This is a genomic window from Streptomyces sp. NPDC096193 (genome assembly GCF_040302905.1).
Lineage (GTDB): Bacteria > Actinomycetota > Actinomycetes > Streptomycetales > Streptomycetaceae > Streptomyces.
Genome location: NZ_JBEOSJ010000027.1, coordinates 18,375 through 33,526 on the forward strand (window position 1 = coordinate 18,375; position 15,152 = coordinate 33,526).

The window sequence follows — 15,152 nt, forward strand, 5'->3', positions numbered from 1 at the left end:
TGGAGAGTGCCGGGCGGCGCGGCGGGGACCAGGACGTTCTCGCTGCGCCGCCCCGCCGCGTAGTCGTCGATGTTCCGCACCGTCGCCTCGACGATCTGGCCGACCGCGTCCTCGGTGTAGTACGCCTGGTGCGAGGTGACCAGCACGTTCGGGAAGGTGACCAGCCGCGCCAGGGTGTCGTCCTGGAGCGGCTCCAGGAACTTGTCGAGGAAGAAGAGCCCGGCCTCCGCCTCGTACACGTCCAGGCCCATGCCCGTGAAGCGGCCCCTGCGCAGCTCCGTGACGAGGGCGTCCGTGTCGACGAGTCCGCCGCGGCTGGAGTTGACCAGGATCGCGTCGTCCTTCATCGCCCGCAGCGCGTCCCGGCCGATGAGGTGTTGTGTCGTGGGCAGCAGTGGCAGATGGAGGCTGATCAGGTCGGACGCGGCCAGCAGTTCGTCCTTGTCGACGTACCGCATGCCGAGTTCGACGCGGGCGGGGTTCTCGGCGGTGTCCCAGCCGAGGAGGTTCATGCCGAAGCCGTGGGCGATCCTGGTGAACGCCTCACCGATCTTGCCGGTGCCGAGCACTCCGGCCGTACGGCCGCGCAGATCTCGTCCCATCAACCCGTCGAGACGGAAGTCGAATTCGCGGGTGCGGCCCGAGGCGCCGGTTGACGGCCATGGCCAGTGTCCAGGCGAACTCCGCGACGGAGTACGGCGAGTAGGAGGAGACCCGGGCGACGGTGAGGCCGAGTTCCTCGGCCACATCGAGGTCGATGTTGTTGAAGCCGGTGGAGCGCTGGGCGATCATCGACGTGCCGCCGGCGGCCGGCAGCCGGAGCACGCGGCCGTCGAGAATCGCGTTGACGCTGGTGGAGATCGCCTCGTGGCCGGCCGCGATGAGCGCGGTGTCCTCGGTGAGGAAGACATCGAGGCAGTGGATGTCGTGGTGTCCCGCGAAGGCCTTTTCCAGTATCGGCTTCTCGTCGGCCTGCACACCGAAGGCAAGGATCCGCACGGATTCTCCCGGAACGCGTGACCTATGAGCTATGGGCCGGATATCGCGAATATACGGCCCGCAGCCCAGCCGTGCCGGTCTGTGCGGGTGATCGGGGTACGAGCCGGACCGTCAGCCGAAGAAGACGCCGACCTCCTCGTAGAGCTTGGGGTCGACCGTCTTCAGCTTGGCGGTGGCCTCGGCGATCGGCACCCGCACGATGTCCGTGCCCTGGAGCGCGACCATCTTGCCGAAGTCACCGTCGCGTACGGCCTCGATGGCGTGCAGCCCGAAGCGGGTGGCCAGCCAGCGGTCGAAGGCGCTCGGGGTGCCGCCGCGCTGGACGTGGCCGAGGACCGTGGTGCGGGCCTCCTTGCCGGTGCGCTTCTCGATCTCCTTGGCCAGCCACTCGCCGACGCCGGAGAGCCGGACATGCCCGAAGGAGTCGAGCGAACCGTCCTTGAGGACCGCGTCGCCGTCCTTCGGCATGGCGCCTTCGGCGACCACGACGATCGGGGCGTAACTGGCCTTGAAACGCGAGGTCACCCAGGTGCAGACCTGGTCGACGTCGAAGCGCTGTTCCGGGATGAGGATGACGTTGGCCCCGCCCGCCAGGCCCGAGTGCAGGGCGATCCAGCCGGCGTGCCGCCCCATCACCTCGACGACCAGGACCCGCATGTGCGACTCGGCGGTGGTGTGAAGCCGGTCGATCGCCTCGGTGGCGATGCCGACGGCGGTGTCGAAACCGAAGGTGTAGTCGGTGGCGGACAGGTCGTTGTCGATGGTCTTGGGTACGCCGACGCACTTGATGCCGTACTCGTCGTGCAGCCGGGCGGCGACGCCGAGGGTGTCCTCGCCGCCGATCGCGATCAGCGCGTCGACCTCCGCCTTGGCGAGGTTCTCCTTGATGCGGCGGATGCCGTTCTCCGCCTTGAGGGGGTTGGTGCGCGAAGAGCCGAGGATGGTGCCGCCGCGGGGCAGGATGCCGCGCACGGCCGGGATGGCGAGCGGCACCGTGTCACCTTCCAGCGGCCCGCGCCATCCGTCGCGGTAGCCCACGAACTCGTACGCGTACTCCTGAACGCCCTTGCGGACGATGCCACGGATGACCGCATTGAGGCCGGGGCAGTCGCCGCCCCCGGTCAGTACTCCGACGCGCATGGAAAACTTCCCTTCGCCTGATGAGCCCTATGACCGTCACGCTAATGGTGATCCAGGTCACTGCGGGATGGGAGGGAAGGTCAATTCCTGTACGGGATGCGGTGTTTGAGCCGCACCCCCTGTCCGGTTTCACTCGTACGAGGGTCGCCCCGGCGGCGGTACGCCGGCCTCAGACGTCGTCGAGTCCCCGCTCGATCGCGTAGCGCACCAATTCGACGCGGTTGTGCAGCTGAAGCTTGCCGAGGGTGTTCTGCACATGGTTCTGCACGGTGCGGTGGGAGATCACCAGCCGCTCGGCGATCTGCTTGTACGACAGCCCCTTGGCGACCAGGCGCAGCACCTCGGTCTCGCGGTCGGTGAGTTGGGGAGCCTTCGGCTCGTCCCCGCCGGAAGCGGGAACCGGCTCGGAGGCGAGCCTGCGGTACTCGCCGAGCACGAGGCCCGCGAGGCCCGGTGTGAAGACCGGGTCGCCGACGGCCGTACGCCGCACCGCGTCGGTGAGCTCCTCGGTACTGGCCGACTTGAGGAGATAGCCGGTCGCGCCGGACTTGACCGCCTCCAGGACGTCCGCGTGCTCCCCGCTCGCCGACAGCACCAGGACCCGCAGCCCGGGGCGGGAGCCGACGAGTTCCTTGCACACCTGGACCCCGGGCATACCGGGAAGATTGAGGTCGAGGACGAGGACGTCGGGACCGGCCGCGTGGGCGCGGCGGACAGCCTGGGGTCCGTCGCCCGCCGTCGCCACCACCTCGAAGCCGGCGGCGGTCAGATCGCGGGCGACCGCGTCCCGCCACATCGGGTGGTCGTCGACGACCATCACCTTGATCGTCTGCTGGTCCGTCTGCCGGTCCGTCATGCGTGTGCCTTCCCCCGTGGAATCTTCAGTTCGACTTCTGTGCCCTGGCCCGGGACCGAGATCAGCTCGGCGGTGCCGCCCAGGTCCCTCAGCCGCCCGCGGATGGAGAGGGCGACTCCGAGCCGGCCCTCGCCCTCGGCCTGGGCGAGACGGCCCTCCGGAATGCCCGGCCCGTCGTCCCTGACCGTCACGACGACCTCGTCCGGCCAGTCCTCGACGAGGATCCAGGTCCGGGCGTCCTGACCGGCGTGCTGACGGACATTGTCCAGGGCGGCACCGACAGCCGCGGCGAGTTCGGTGGCGGAGCCCGCCGGCAGCAGCACCGGAGCGCCCGGCTCGGAGAGCGTGACTCGGGATCCGGCGTGCCGGGCGAGCAGCGACCGCAGATCGTACTCGTCGGGCGTCCCGTCCGGCGCGTCGTCCTCGTCGACGTCGACGCTGCGCACCACGGCCCCGAGGGAGACGTCCTCGGAGGCACGGGTCGCGGGCACCAGCCCGCTGGAGACCAGCGTCCGCAGGGCGACTTCCTGCTCGCCCGCCATCCGTCCGAGGTCCGCGGCCTCACCACCGATGGCGGCGCCCCGCCGCTGCACCATGGCCAGCACCTGGAGCACGCTGTCGTGGATGTCGCGGGCGAGACGCTCGCGCTCCCGCGTCGCGGCCTCGATCTCCAGGGCGCGGGCGAGGGTGCGTTCCGAGGCCCGGGCGACCTCGACGACGTAACCGATCGCGATGGAGGCGATCCAGACCAGCAGGACGTTGTGGAAGGTGTCCCGGCTCGGCTCGCCCCGCTCGATGATGTTGGCGACCGCGACGAAGGAGGACGCGACGGCGGCCCATCGCCAGCCGCCCTTGATGGCGAACGCGAGGACGGAGCCCGCCGTCCATATCGACGGCAGGGTGGGTCCGTCGATCTGCTGCGCGTGGGTGTCGGCGAGCGGTGTCAGCAGGATGCCGGTGAGCGCGACGGTGAGGTCGGTGACGAGGAAGGGCTTGGTGCAGCGGGCCGCGCTGGAGACCTGGGGCAGCGTGGCGAGGGTCCAGACGCCCATCACCGCCAGGAACACGATCGCCACCCAGGGGCGCTCGAACTTGTCGGGTATGAAGACGAGCAGCAGCACCGCGTAGATCATCGTCAGTACGCGATAGCCGGCGAGCGCACGCCACAGCGGCAGCTCCACCGACATCCGCACGACCCGTTCGCGCTTGACCATGTCCCCCACCCCGGTCCGGACGACGCTCCCTAGGCCGCCGACCGGTCCGTCGTCTCGGCCTGCTGCTCGGCCTTCGCCTTCGCCGCCGCCTTCGCCGCCTTCTCCGCGTCCGCGATCTGCCGCTTGGCGGCGGTGGCGTAGATGTCGACGTACTCCTGGCCGGACAGCTTCATGATCTCGTACATGACCTCGTCGGTCAGCGAGCGCAGGATGAACCGGTCGCTCTCCATACCGCGGTAGCGGCTGAAGTCGAGCGGTTCGCCGATCCTGATCCCCGGGCGCATCAGCTTGGGAACCACCTTGCCGGGCGGCTGGATCTTCTCGGTGTCGATCATGGCCACCGGGATGACCGGCGCGCCGCTGGCGAGTGCCACCCGGGCCAGACCGCCCGGCTTGCCGCGGTAGAGCCTGCCGTCCGGGGAGCGGGTGCCCTCCGGGTAGATGCCGAACAGTCCGCCGGCGTCGAGGACGTCGAGACCGGCCCTGATCGCCGCCTCGCCGGCGCCCCGCGCGCCCGAGCGGTCGACCGGGAGCTGGCCGACACCCTTGAAGAAGGCGGCCGTCAGCCTGCCCTTGACTCCGGGCGAGGTGAAGTACTCGGCCTTGGCGATGAAGGTGACCTTGCGGTCGAGCATCGTCGGCAGGAAGAAGGAGTCCGAGAAGGACAGATGGTTGCTCGCGAGGATCGCCGGGCCGTCGACGGGAATGTTCTCCAGCCCCTCCACCCAGGGCCGGAAGGCAAGCTTCAGCGACCCTCCGATGGAGAACTTCATGGCGCCGTAGATCAACTCGAATTCCTCCTGTTGCTGTCGAACAGACCTTATCCCGGCGCAGGCCGGGGAACCCCGCGGCGGCGGGCTTACGGGCCTGGTCGGTGTCGGTCCGGTCGCGTACGGTGAGGTACACCCTTCGAGCTTCATGCACAGAACAGGAGACCCCGGTGCCGGTGCTTCCCGGAGCCGAGCCGTACCGCCACGAGGGCGGAGAGGTCGGCGTTCTTCTCTGTCACGGATTCACCGGCTCCCCTCAGTCCCTGCGCCCCTGGGCCGAGTTTCTGGCGGAGCGCGGGCTGACCGTGTCGCTGCCGCTGCTCCCCGGGCACGGCACCCGCTGGCAGGACATGCAGCTCACCGGCTGGCAGGACTGGTACGCCGAGGTGGACCGCGAGCTGCGTGAGCTCACCGGCCGGTGCAGCCAGGTCTTCGTCATGGGGCTCTCCATGGGCGGTGCGCTCACGCTGCGGCTCGCCGCCAAGCACGGTGACGCGGTCAGCGGTGTCGTCGTGGTGAACCCGGCGAACAAGGTGCACGGCCTCTCGGCGTACGCCCTGCCGGTGGCCCGCCACCTGGTGCGCACGACGAAGGGGCTGACGAACGACATCGCCAGGGAAGGCATGGACGAGGTCGGGTACGACCGGGTGCCGCTGCACGCGGCGCACTCCCTGCGCCAGTTCTTCCGGCTGGTCGACGGTGAGCTGCCGCAGGTGACGCAGCCGATGGTGCTGCTGCGCAGCCCGCAGGACCATGTGGTGCCGTCGATGGACTCGGCCAGGATCCTCAGCCGGGTCTCCTCGACCGATGTTCAGGAGATCCTGCTGGAACAGAGCTACCACGTGGCGACGTTGGACCACGATGCGGAGCGGATTTTCGAGGAGAGTTACGCGTTCATCGGCCGGCTCGCTCCGAATGTCGGGAAGAAAGGGAGCACCACCGGTGGCTGAGCAGCACGACGCGGACCGCGAGCCGCAGCCGATCGACGAGGAGGCGGCCTGGGCCGCCATCGTGGCGGGGTACGGCGACGAGCCGGTGGACCCGCCGGGCGCCAAGCCGTTCAAGTCGGTCGACGACCTCGCTCTGCTGGAGAGTGAGGTGAACGAGACGCCGAAGGCGGCGAAGGCCGAGCCGCAGCCCGATCCCGACCCGGACGAGGACCGGCCCGGCCTGGGCAGCTCGGTCACCTTCGCACCCGGCGTCGGCGGTCCTCGGGACTACGGTCTGGCGGAGGCCAAGGAGGACGACCTCGACGAGAGCGACGAGGGTCACTTCGTGCCGCCGGAGCCGCCGCCGCTGCCCGAGGCGGACGTCACCGCCAAGTTCGCCTGGCTCGCGGTGGTCGGCGGACCGCTGCTGATGCTGGTCGCGGTGCTTCTCCAGTGGGACATGACCTGGTGGCTGACGACGATCTGCGTGGGCGGCTTCCTGGGCGGCTTCGCCACCCTGGTGGCCCGCATGGCGCACGGCGACGACGAGGACGAGGACGACCCGGGCCGCGGAGCGGTGGTCTGAAGCTCCGGATCGGAGCGGTGGTCCGAACCGGGCGGGAGCGGTCGTTCGACCGCTCCGGAGCCGCCGCGGATCGCGAGGCCGGTCCCGTCCGTCAGACCGGTCCCGTCCGTCAGGCGGGACCCGACGCCGGGATTCTCAGGGCGGCCAGCACCGGCAGATGATCGGTGGCCGCGCTCAGGTCCGCCGTGGTGACGCCGGGAACGTCCAGCGGCACACCGCAGCCCAGCACCTCGATCCCCGCACTGGCGAAGATCGCGTCGATCCGCTGGTGCGGACGGTCCGGCGTCGAGGTGTACTCACCGCCCCAGGGCGCGACCGCCCAGGCGTCCTGGAGTTCGCGGGCGAGCCGGGTGAAGCTCCGCCCGGTGGGCCGCTCGTTGATGTCACCGGCCGCGATCGTGTACGGCACGTCCATGGCGGCGAGCCGGTCGAGCAGCATCCCCGTCTGGGCCAGCCGCTCGTCCGTCTGAAGGCTCAGATGGCAGCTGAGCAGCCCGACGCGGGCGCCGGCGAACCGTACGACCGCGGTGGCGAAACCCCGCCGGTGCAGTCCGCGCGTCAGCGGCAGCAGCACGTCCTCCGTGCGCTCCACGGTCGCGCGCAGTGAGCAGAGCAGCAGAGGTCCCGCGGCACTCGCGCCTCCGCTGAGCACCACGAGATCGGTCTTGGCCGCGAGCCGCGCGGCGTGCTTGCGCCAGCGGAAGAAGCGCGGCGCCTCCTGGACGAACACGAGGTCGGGTTCGCACGCCCGGATCACCCGGGCGAGCGCTTCCTCGTCGTCCCGCAGCGAACGGATGTTGTAGCTGAGCACCCGGATCACGGCCGAACCGTCGGGTTCGGTGCGGGAGTTGGGCAGTGCGGTGATCGCCATGCGAGCACGATACGACGGCGCGGGGGGTGTTCCCGAGCTCCGCCGCGAGCTGCGCGCGGCTGTCGCGGGACCGGCCGGACACTCCGGCCCGTCCCGCGGTCACCGACGTGGCGATGCAGGCGGTTCCGGCCCTGACGGGCCAGGTCCTAGCCCTGTCGGGCCAGGTCCGCCGCGCCCACCAGGCCCGCCTTTCCGCCCAGTTGGGCGGCGAGGACCTGGGCGTGCGGACGCCACTGGCCACCGATGAGCCAGCGGCGGAACGACTTGCGGATCGGGTCCAGGACGAGCTCGCCCTCGTCCGAGACGCCACCGCCGACGATGAACGCCGAGGGGTCGAACAGCGAGGCCAGGTCGGCCAGGCCGGCGCCGGCCCAACGGGCCAGCTCGCGGAAGGAGTCGACCGCCACCGCGTCGCCCTGCCGTGCGGCGGCGCTGATGTGCTTGCCCTCGATGCCCTCGATGGTGCCGTCGCCGAGGCCGAGGAGGATCTGCGCGTTGTCCGGTGTGGCGTTGGCGCGCTGCCTGGCGTACCGCACGAGCGCGCGGCCGGAGGCGTACTGCTCCCAGCAACCCTGGCTGCCGCAGCCGCACAGCAGACCGTCCGGCACCACCCTGATGTGCCCGAATTCCGCGGCCACACCGAAGCGTCCGCGGCGCAGCTTGTTGCCGATGATGATGCCACCGCCGAGACCGGTGCCGAGGGTGATGCAGATGACGTCCTCGTGGCCCTGGCCGGCACCGAAGCGGTACTCGCCCCAGGCCGCGGCGTTCGCGTCGTTCTCGACGACCACCGGCATGCCGACGCGCTGCTCGACCTTGTCCTTCAGCGGCTCGTGCCGCCAGTGGATGTTGGGCGCGAAGAGGACGGTGGCTCGCTTGTCGTCGACGTATCCGGCGGCACCGATGCCGACGGCCTCGATGTCGTGCCCCTTGCCGGCTCCGGCGACGGCGGAGGCGATCGCGTCGACGATGCCTTCGGGAGTCGACGGGGTGGGCACCTTGTGCGTTTCGAGAATGGTGCCCTCTTCGTCGACCACGCCCGCCGCGATCTTGGTGCCGCCGATGTCGACGCCGATGGTGAGTCCCATGTGTCCCTCAGTTTTCGGTCGAGCCCCGCTACGGCAACCGTACCCGAGGGCGGGCACACGGCCGGTCAGTCCAGGTCGATGTGCTCGCTCGGTCCGGGCCCGTCATCACGCGGGTCCTGGGCGTCCTTGGCGGTGCGCGGCTCCTGGGTCCAGCGCCGCTCGTGGCCCTCGACCGCGGACCGGTAGGCGGCCAGCAGCTCGCCGCCCGCGGCGGCCAGGTGGTCGAAGATCTGGGGGTTGCGCTCGATCACCGGCTCGACCGCGGCCTTCGCCTGGTCGACCAGCTGCTGCACGGCGCTCTGGGCGGCCATGCCGGGCAGCGAGCTCTGGATTCCGGACACCTTGTCGGCGACCACGTCCAGGAGGCGGCGCAGTTCCTCGGAGGCGGACCCGGTGGGCTGACCGTACTGGGCCCGGCGGCGGGCCTTCTCCGCCTCGAGGTCCTCCGCGCACGCGTCGGCCCAGGCGTCGGCGTCTGCATCGACTGCGGGACGCTCGGTGGCATCACTCATGGCGTACTCCTGCACAGGGCATGAACCGGCTGACCGGATGTGGGCTCTCGTAAGCTCGACGGTACCCGAACGGCGGTGGCCCGTTCAGTGCCCGCGCGGCCACAGCTGCGGGTCCGGCGCGAAGCGGACCCTCAGCGCACCGTCCGCGAGGGCCGCGCCCGCCACGGTGCAGCGGCGCAGTACGGACGGCAGCGGCAGGATCCTGCGGAACGGTCCGACGGTGAGCAGCAGTTCATCCCCGCGGCGGACCAGGCCGACGTCTCCCTTGACGGCGCCGGGCAGCTCGAGCGTCCAGACGAGGATGCCCTCGTCGGCACGGCGGTCCTCGATCTGCTGCCGGGGGCTGCCGTGGTCCACGCCCGCGTCGGCACCGTCCTGCGATCCGCCGCCGTCCGGCACGGAGAGGTCGCCCAGCAGGGCGAGGTCGTCGAGGCCGCGGGGGTCACGGCCGGCATGGGGAACTTCGAGGAGGGCGGTGCCGGGCAGCCAGTCCTCGGACCACTCGTGCAGGCACTTCTCCTGCTGGGCCGCGAGGGACGCGAGCCAGGTGTCGGCGGAATGCCGGGGCAGGACACGGTTGGCCAGCAGGGCTTCGACCCGCAGGCCGTGCAGTGCGAGTCCGCTGCGGGCGGTCCGCAGGGCGGCGGCGGCCGCGGGTCCGGGTTCGGCGACCACGCGCAGGGCGGTGTCGCCGGACTCGATCACGCTCTGGACGCGGGCCAGTTCGGCGTCCCAGCGCGCGGCTGTCGCGTACAGCCACTGGGCGGGCATCGGGACGCCCGCGAGCTGGGCGAGCACCGGGCGCAGGGCGCGGGCGGCCTGGCGTTCCTGCGGCAGCAGCCGGCGCAGATAGCGGCGCAGTTGCTCGGGCAGGGCGAGCAGGGCGATCGTCTCGCGCAGCGGCGGCAGGTCGACGACGGCCGTGTCCCAGTCACCGGAGGCGGCGACGGTGAGCGCCCGCAGGAGGGCGAACTGCTCGCTCCCGGGGAGCTCGGTGAGCTCGGCCTCTTCGAGCCGGGCGGCGCCGAGCAGGTCGAGCGCGGTCGCGCTGCGCTCCTGGAGGGAGAGGAACTCCGCCCGGAAGTCGGCGCCGGTGTGGACACGGGCCGCCCAGAGGCCGTCCGTGATCTCCTCGGGCGCATCGGGGCGACCGGTGACCGGGGTGCCGAGCACCTCGCCGGGACCGGTGGAGAGGAAGAGCACGCGCTCGCCGCGCTTCACCGCCGCGTGGGCGGTCGCCGCGGCGACGGTCGTACGGCCCGCGCCGCCGAGGCCGGTGACGAGGACCGTGCGCATCAGACGGTGGGTCCGCTCTCGACGCGCTTCTTCAGACCGGCCAGGGCGCGGTCGATGATGACCTTCTCGGCCTTGCGCTTGATCATGCCGAGCATGGGGATCTTGACGTCGACGGTCAGCTGGTAGGTGACCTCGGTGCGGTCGCCGCCGCCGACGGGGGCGAGCGTGTACGAGCCGTCGATGGCGCGCAGCATCTGGGACTTCACCAGCGTCCAGCTGACCTGGTTGTCGCCGTTCCAGGTGTACGCGAGCGTGTGGTCGTCCTTGATCGCACCGGCGTCCAGCACCAGACGGACCTGCTCGGCGCGGCCGTTGCCGTCGGTGGCGAGTACCTCCGCCTCCTTCACCTCGCCGGTCCACTCCGGGTAGCGGGCGAAGTCCGAGATCACCCCCATCACATCGGCCGGCGCCGCCTCGATCGTGATGCTCGAGCTGGTGTGTTCCGCCATCGCTGCGGCTCCTCGGAGTGCGGGTACGGACCGGGGGTGGTGTGGTGTGCAGGCTATCGCGCCTCAGCAGGTCGGATTCCCAGGGCCCGTGCTCACCACTCCACGGACCGCGCTCACTCCTGCGGGGCCGTGCCCGGCAGTCCACGGCACGTGGTCAATGCGCCGCGGCCCTGTTCACCACTCCGGCGTCGCCGCAGCCGTGTTCACCACTCCAGCGTCCAGGGCCGGCCGGTCGAGGCGAAGTGCCCGACGTTCACGCACTCGGTCGCGCCGACCCGCATCCGCCGGACGAGCGGCTGGTGCACATGACCGAACAGCGAGTAGCGCGGCCGGGTGCGGTGGATCGCGTCCAGCAGGGCCCGGCTGCCGCGCTCGAAACGGCGGGCGACCGTGTCGTAGGTCAGCTCGGGGACCTCCGGCGGAATGTGCGAGCACAGGACGTCGACCTCGCCGAGCGCCTCGACCTTCGCCGCGTACTCCTCGTCGGAGATCTCGTAGGGCGTGCGCATGGGCGTGCGCAGTCCGCCGCCGACGAACCCGAAGACGAGGCCGCCGATCTCGACGCGTTCACCGTCCAGGACGGAGACGCCCGGGTGCGCGTACTCCGGCCAGAGTGTCGGCATATCGACATTGCCGTACGTGGCGTACGTCGGGGTGGGGAAGGCGGCGAACAGTTCGGCGTACTGGCGTCGTACGGCCGACTCGATGGCGCTCTCGCGGTCCGTTGCGACCTCGGCCCACAGGCTCCGCCCCAGGTCACGGGCCTCGTCGAAGCGCCGGGCGGTGCGCAGTTCGACGAGCCGGTGGGCGTTCTCGGCGCCGAAGAGATCCGGGAAGATGCCGCGCGAATGGTCGGCGTAGTCGAGGAAGAGGACGAGGTCGCCGAGGCAGATCAGGGCGTCGGCGCCGTCGCCCGCGTGGGCGAGATCCGCAGCATTGCCGTGCACGTCACTGACCACATTGACTCGCATGCCTCGCATGCCGATCACCCTAGGACGCCGCCGCGGCGGCTGGGTAGAGGGGGCGGGACCAGCCGTTCTTCCGACCGCGCACAGGGGTGGAATACTCTGCGCGAAGCACTGCCATACACGTGTGACGCAGGGAACATCTGGCCGGGACCCCCTATCCGGAACCGAGTACTGGTGGGTAACGTCCGGGCAGTCCAGTCGTGCTCACCCCCCATGAGCACCTGCCCGATCTTGGACCGCAGCCGGTGCATCACACAGAGCCGTGGCGCCGGCGCCCGATGAGGAGCAGCAGTCTTGCGCGAGTTCAGCCTTCCGGCCCTGTACGAGGTCCCTTCGGACGGCAACCTGACGGATCTGATCCGCCGCAATGCCTCTCAGCATCCGGATGTCGCGGTGATGGGCAGAAAGGTGGCGGGAGCCTGGGCGGATGTCTCCGCCCGTCAGTTCCTCGACGAGGTACGTGCCGCCGCCAAGGGCCTGATCGCGGCGGGCGTCCGGCCCGGCGACCGGGTCGCACTGATGTCCCGCACCCGCTACGAGTGGGTGCAGATGGACTTCGCCATCTGGAGCGCGGGCGCGGTCACCGTGCCGGTGTACGAGACGAGTTCGGCCGAGCAGGTCCAGTGGATCCTCGGTGACTCGGGCGCGGTCGCGGTGATCGTGGAGGGCGAGGCCCACGCGGCCGCCGTCGAGTCCGTACGGGACCGGCTGCCGAGCCTGCGCGACGTCTGGCAGATCGAGGCCGGCGCGGTCGACGCGCTGATCGCCTCGGGCGCCGGGATCTCCGACGAGGCCGTCGACGCGAGCAGCGCGCACGCCAAGGCGGACGACCCCGCGACGATCGTCTACACCTCGGGCACGACCGGCCGCCCCAAGGGCTGTGTGCTCACCCACCGCAGCTTCTTCGCCGAGTGCGGCAACCTCGTGGAACGCCTCAAGCCGCTGTTCCGTACGGGCGAGAGCTCCGTGCTGCTGTTCCTCCCCGCCGCACACGTCTTCGGACGCATGGTCGAGGTCGCGGCCGTGATGGCTCCGATCAAGCTCGGCTGTGTCCCGGACATCAAGAACCTCACCGACGAGCTGGCCTCGTTCCGGCCGACGCTCATCCTCGGTGTGCCGCGCGTCTTCGAGAAGGTCTACAACTCCGCCCGCGCGAAGGCCCAGGCCGACGGCAAGGGCAAGATCTTCGACAAGGCGGCGCAGACGGCGATCTCCTACAGCCGTGCGCTCGGCACGTCCGAAGGCCCCTCGATCGGGCTGAAGTTCAAGCACAAGGTCTTCGACCGGCTCGTCTTCAGCAAGCTGCGGGCGGTGCTGGGCGGCCGCGGCGAGTACGCGGTCTCCGGCGGCGCGCCCCTCGGCGAGCGGCTCGGGCACTTCTTCCGCGGTATCGGCTTCACCGTGCTGGAGGGCTACGGCCTCACCGAGTCGTGCGCGGCGACGGCGTTCAACCCGTGGGACCGGCAGAAGATCGGCACGGTCGGACAGCCGCTGCCGGGTTCGGTGGTGCGGATCGCGGACGACGGCGAGGTGCTGCTGCACGGCGAGCACCTCTTCCAGGGCTACTGGCAGAACGAGTCGGCGACCGCGGAGGCGCTGGCCGACGGCTGGTTCCACACGGGTGACATCGGCACGCTCGACGAGGACGGCTACCTCGCGATCACCGGCCGCAAGAAGGAGATCCTGGTCACCGCGGGCGGCAAGAACGTCGCTCCCGCGGTGATCGAGGACCGCATCCGCGCGCACGCGCTGGTCGCGGAGTGCATGGTGGTCGGCGACGGCCGTCCCTTCGTGGGCGCGCTGGTCACGATCGACGAGGAGTTCCTGGGCCGCTGGGCCTCGGACCACGGCAAGCCGGCGGGCTCGACGGCCGCCTCGCTGAACGACGACACGGAACTGCTGGCGGAGATCCAGCAGGCGGTGGACGAGGGCAACGCGGCGGTCTCCAAGGCGGAGTCGGTCCGCAAGTTCCGCATCCTGAATGCCCAGTTCACGGAAGAGGCGGGACACATCACGCCGTCGCTGAAGCTGAAGCGGAACGTGGTGGCGAAGGACTTCGCGGACGAGATCGAGGCGATCTACCGCGGCTGAGGTCGTGCGGGGGCGGCAGCCCCCCCCCCCCGGCGGTCCGACAGCCCGGGCAGCCGGCTTCCGTCCCCGCGGGCCACGGCCTGCGGGGACGTCGCGTCAGCGGGAACGGGCAGTCGGCCGGGCGACCCGGCGGCCCGGCCGCCCCCCGACCCGGCGCTCCGCGACCCAGCGGCGCGGCGGCCCCGCAGCTCACAGCTCACAGAAGCGTTCTGAGCTTCTCCGCCAGCAGGTCCCAGCGCCACTTCTCCTCGACCCACTGCCTGCCCCGCTCCCCCATGCGCGCCCGCAGTTCGGGGTCCTCCAGCAGCGTCACGATCCGGTCCGATGCGTCCTCCGCCGAGCCGCCGCGTACCACCCAGCCGGTTTCGCCGTCGAGAACGGCGTCCGGGGCGCCGCCGGAGTCGCCCGCCACCACGGGCAGGCCCGTCGCCGACGCCTCCAGGTACACGATGCCGAGGCCCTCGACGTCCAGGCCGCCCCTGCGGGTGCGGCACGGCATCGCGAAGACATCGCCGGCGCCGTAGTGGGCGGGCAGTTCGGCCCAGGGCACCGCGCCGGTGAAACGGACCGACCCCGCGACTCCGGTGTCCTGCGCGAGTGTGCGCAGGTCCTTCTCGTACGGGCCGCCTCCCACGATCAGCAGCACCGCGTCCGGCACCTTCGAGAGGATCGCAGGCATCGCGAGGATCAGGGTGTCCTGGCCCTTGCGGGGCACCAGCCGGGAGACACAGACGACCACGGGCCGGTCGGTGAGCCCGAGCCGCTCGCGGACCGCTTCGCCGCCGGAGCCCGGGTGGAAGGTCTTCTCGTCGACGCCCGGCGGCAGTTGGACCATCCGGCCCGCCGCCGCGGGCGTGAGCGCGGCGGCGATGCGCGAGCGCGTGTACTCGCCCAGATACGTGATGGTGTCGGTGCCCTCACCGATCCGCCGCAGCAGTTGCCGGGACGCGGGGAGCTGGGCCCAGCCGGCCTCGTGGCCGTGCGTCGTGGCCACCAGCCGCTTCGCGCCCGCCCTGCGCAGGGCGGGACCCATCAGCCCGAGCGGGGCCGCCGCCCCGAACCACACGGACTCGCAGCCGTGTTCCCGCAGGAGCCCGACCGCCCGCCGGGTGACCCGCGGGGTCGGCAGCAGCATGGTCGTACGGTCCCGCACGACGGTGAAGGGCTGCTCCGCGTCGAAGGCCGCCGTCGCCTCCGCGCCCTCCTGCCCGCGCTTCCAGGTGGAGGCGTAGACGACGAGCCGATCGGGGTCCAGCCGCAGCGCCATGTTGTGCAGGAAGGCCTGGATACCGCCGGGCCGGGGCGGGAAGTCGTTGGTCACGATCAAGGTCTTGTGCATCGTCCGCCGACAGTACCGAACGGCCCTGCCTCGTCGCTCCGGCA

14 protein-coding genes and 1 pseudogene are annotated in these 15,152 nt (G+C 71.1%); 3 read left to right on the forward strand and 12 right to left on the reverse strand.

Translation table 11 applies throughout. The annotated features are described in order from the left end of the window. Positions 1–17: 17 nt before the first annotated feature. The 5 genes and pseudogenes from ABTX78_RS29835 to ABTX78_RS29855 form a co-directional block, all read right to left on the reverse strand. Positions 18–999, reverse strand: a pseudogene (locus tag ABTX78_RS29835) (2-hydroxyacid dehydrogenase); the annotation flags it as partial. Between the two features lie 111 nt (positions 1,000–1,110). Next, entirely contained in the window at positions 1,111–2,139 is a 1,029-nt protein-coding gene (locus ABTX78_RS29840) for a 6-phosphofructokinase (protein ID WP_352209887.1), read from the reverse strand. Between the two features lie 169 nt (positions 2,140–2,308). After that, a complete protein-coding gene (locus tag ABTX78_RS29845) occupies positions 2,309–2,995 on the reverse strand; it encodes a response regulator (RefSeq protein WP_352209888.1) in 687 nt (228 codons plus the stop codon). After that, complete coding sequence (gene macS, locus ABTX78_RS29850; RefSeq protein WP_352209889.1) at positions 2,992–4,209, reverse strand: MacS family sensor histidine kinase; 1,218 nt, start codon at positions 4,207–4,209, stop codon at positions 2,992–2,994. Before macS ends, ABTX78_RS29845 begins: the two co-directional genes overlap by 4 nt. 29 nt (positions 4,210–4,238) lie before the next feature. Then, positions 4,239–4,997 carry a lysophospholipid acyltransferase family protein gene (locus ABTX78_RS29855; protein ID WP_352209890.1) on the reverse strand — a complete coding sequence of 253 codons (759 nt, stop codon included), beginning with the start codon at positions 4,995–4,997 and terminating at the stop codon, positions 4,239–4,241. 152 nt (positions 4,998–5,149) lie between these two features. Between ABTX78_RS29855 and ABTX78_RS29860 the strand changes: the two genes are divergently transcribed. Further along, positions 5,150–5,929: an alpha/beta hydrolase gene (locus tag ABTX78_RS29860; RefSeq protein ID WP_352209891.1), complete on the forward strand. Its 780-nt coding sequence runs from the start codon at positions 5,150–5,152 to the stop codon at positions 5,927–5,929. Next, complete coding sequence (locus ABTX78_RS29865; RefSeq protein WP_352209892.1) at positions 5,922–6,494, forward strand: hypothetical protein; 573 nt, start codon at positions 5,922–5,924, stop codon at positions 6,492–6,494. The genes ABTX78_RS29860 and ABTX78_RS29865 overlap by 8 nt, the downstream gene beginning before the upstream one ends. A gap of 109 nt (positions 6,495–6,603) precedes the next feature. On the opposite strand, the gene ABTX78_RS29870 is transcribed toward ABTX78_RS29865, so the two are convergent. The 6 genes from ABTX78_RS29870 to ABTX78_RS29895 all read right to left on the reverse strand — a co-directional run bounded on the left by ABTX78_RS29870 (position 6,604) and on the right by ABTX78_RS29895 (position 11,681). Continuing rightward, positions 6,604–7,365, reverse strand: a complete 762-nt coding sequence (locus tag ABTX78_RS29870) for an endonuclease/exonuclease/phosphatase family protein (RefSeq protein WP_352209893.1) — start codon at positions 7,363–7,365, stop codon at positions 6,604–6,606. 146 nt (positions 7,366–7,511) lie between these two features. Beyond that, a complete protein-coding gene (locus tag ABTX78_RS29875) occupies positions 7,512–8,453 on the reverse strand; it encodes an ROK family glucokinase (RefSeq protein WP_352209894.1) in 942 nt (313 codons plus the stop codon). A 65-nt stretch (positions 8,454–8,518) separates the two neighbouring features. Next, positions 8,519–8,965: a DUF5304 domain-containing protein gene (locus ABTX78_RS29880; RefSeq protein ID WP_352209895.1), complete on the reverse strand. Its 447-nt coding sequence runs from the start codon at positions 8,963–8,965 to the stop codon at positions 8,519–8,521. Between the two features lie 84 nt (positions 8,966–9,049). Further along, complete coding sequence (locus ABTX78_RS29885) at positions 9,050–10,261, reverse strand: ArsA family ATPase (protein WP_352209896.1); 1,212 nt, start codon at positions 10,259–10,261, stop codon at positions 9,050–9,052. Next, the gene (locus tag ABTX78_RS29890; protein ID WP_352209897.1) at positions 10,261–10,710 is read right to left on the reverse strand and encodes an SRPBCC family protein; all 450 of its coding nucleotides are present in this window, start codon (positions 10,708–10,710) and stop codon (positions 10,261–10,263) included. The genes ABTX78_RS29885 and ABTX78_RS29890 overlap by 1 nt, the downstream gene beginning before the upstream one ends. A 203-nt stretch (positions 10,711–10,913) precedes the next feature. Then, complete coding sequence (locus tag ABTX78_RS29895) at positions 10,914–11,681, reverse strand: metallophosphoesterase family protein (protein ID WP_352209958.1); 768 nt, start codon at positions 11,679–11,681, stop codon at positions 10,914–10,916. Positions 11,682–11,972: 291 nt separating this feature from the next. Here ABTX78_RS29895 and ABTX78_RS29900 point away from each other — a divergent pair, with 291 nt between their 5' ends. Further along, a complete protein-coding gene (locus ABTX78_RS29900; RefSeq protein WP_352209898.1) occupies positions 11,973–13,769 on the forward strand; it encodes an AMP-dependent synthetase/ligase in 1,797 nt (598 codons plus the stop codon). Positions 13,770–13,965: 196 nt separating this feature from the next. On the opposite strand, the gene ABTX78_RS29905 is transcribed toward ABTX78_RS29900, so the two are convergent. Further along, positions 13,966–15,108 carry a glycosyltransferase family 4 protein gene (locus ABTX78_RS29905; RefSeq protein ID WP_352209899.1) on the reverse strand — a complete coding sequence of 381 codons (1,143 nt, stop codon included), beginning with the start codon at positions 15,106–15,108 and terminating at the stop codon, positions 13,966–13,968. Positions 15,109–15,152 lie beyond the last annotated feature (44 nt).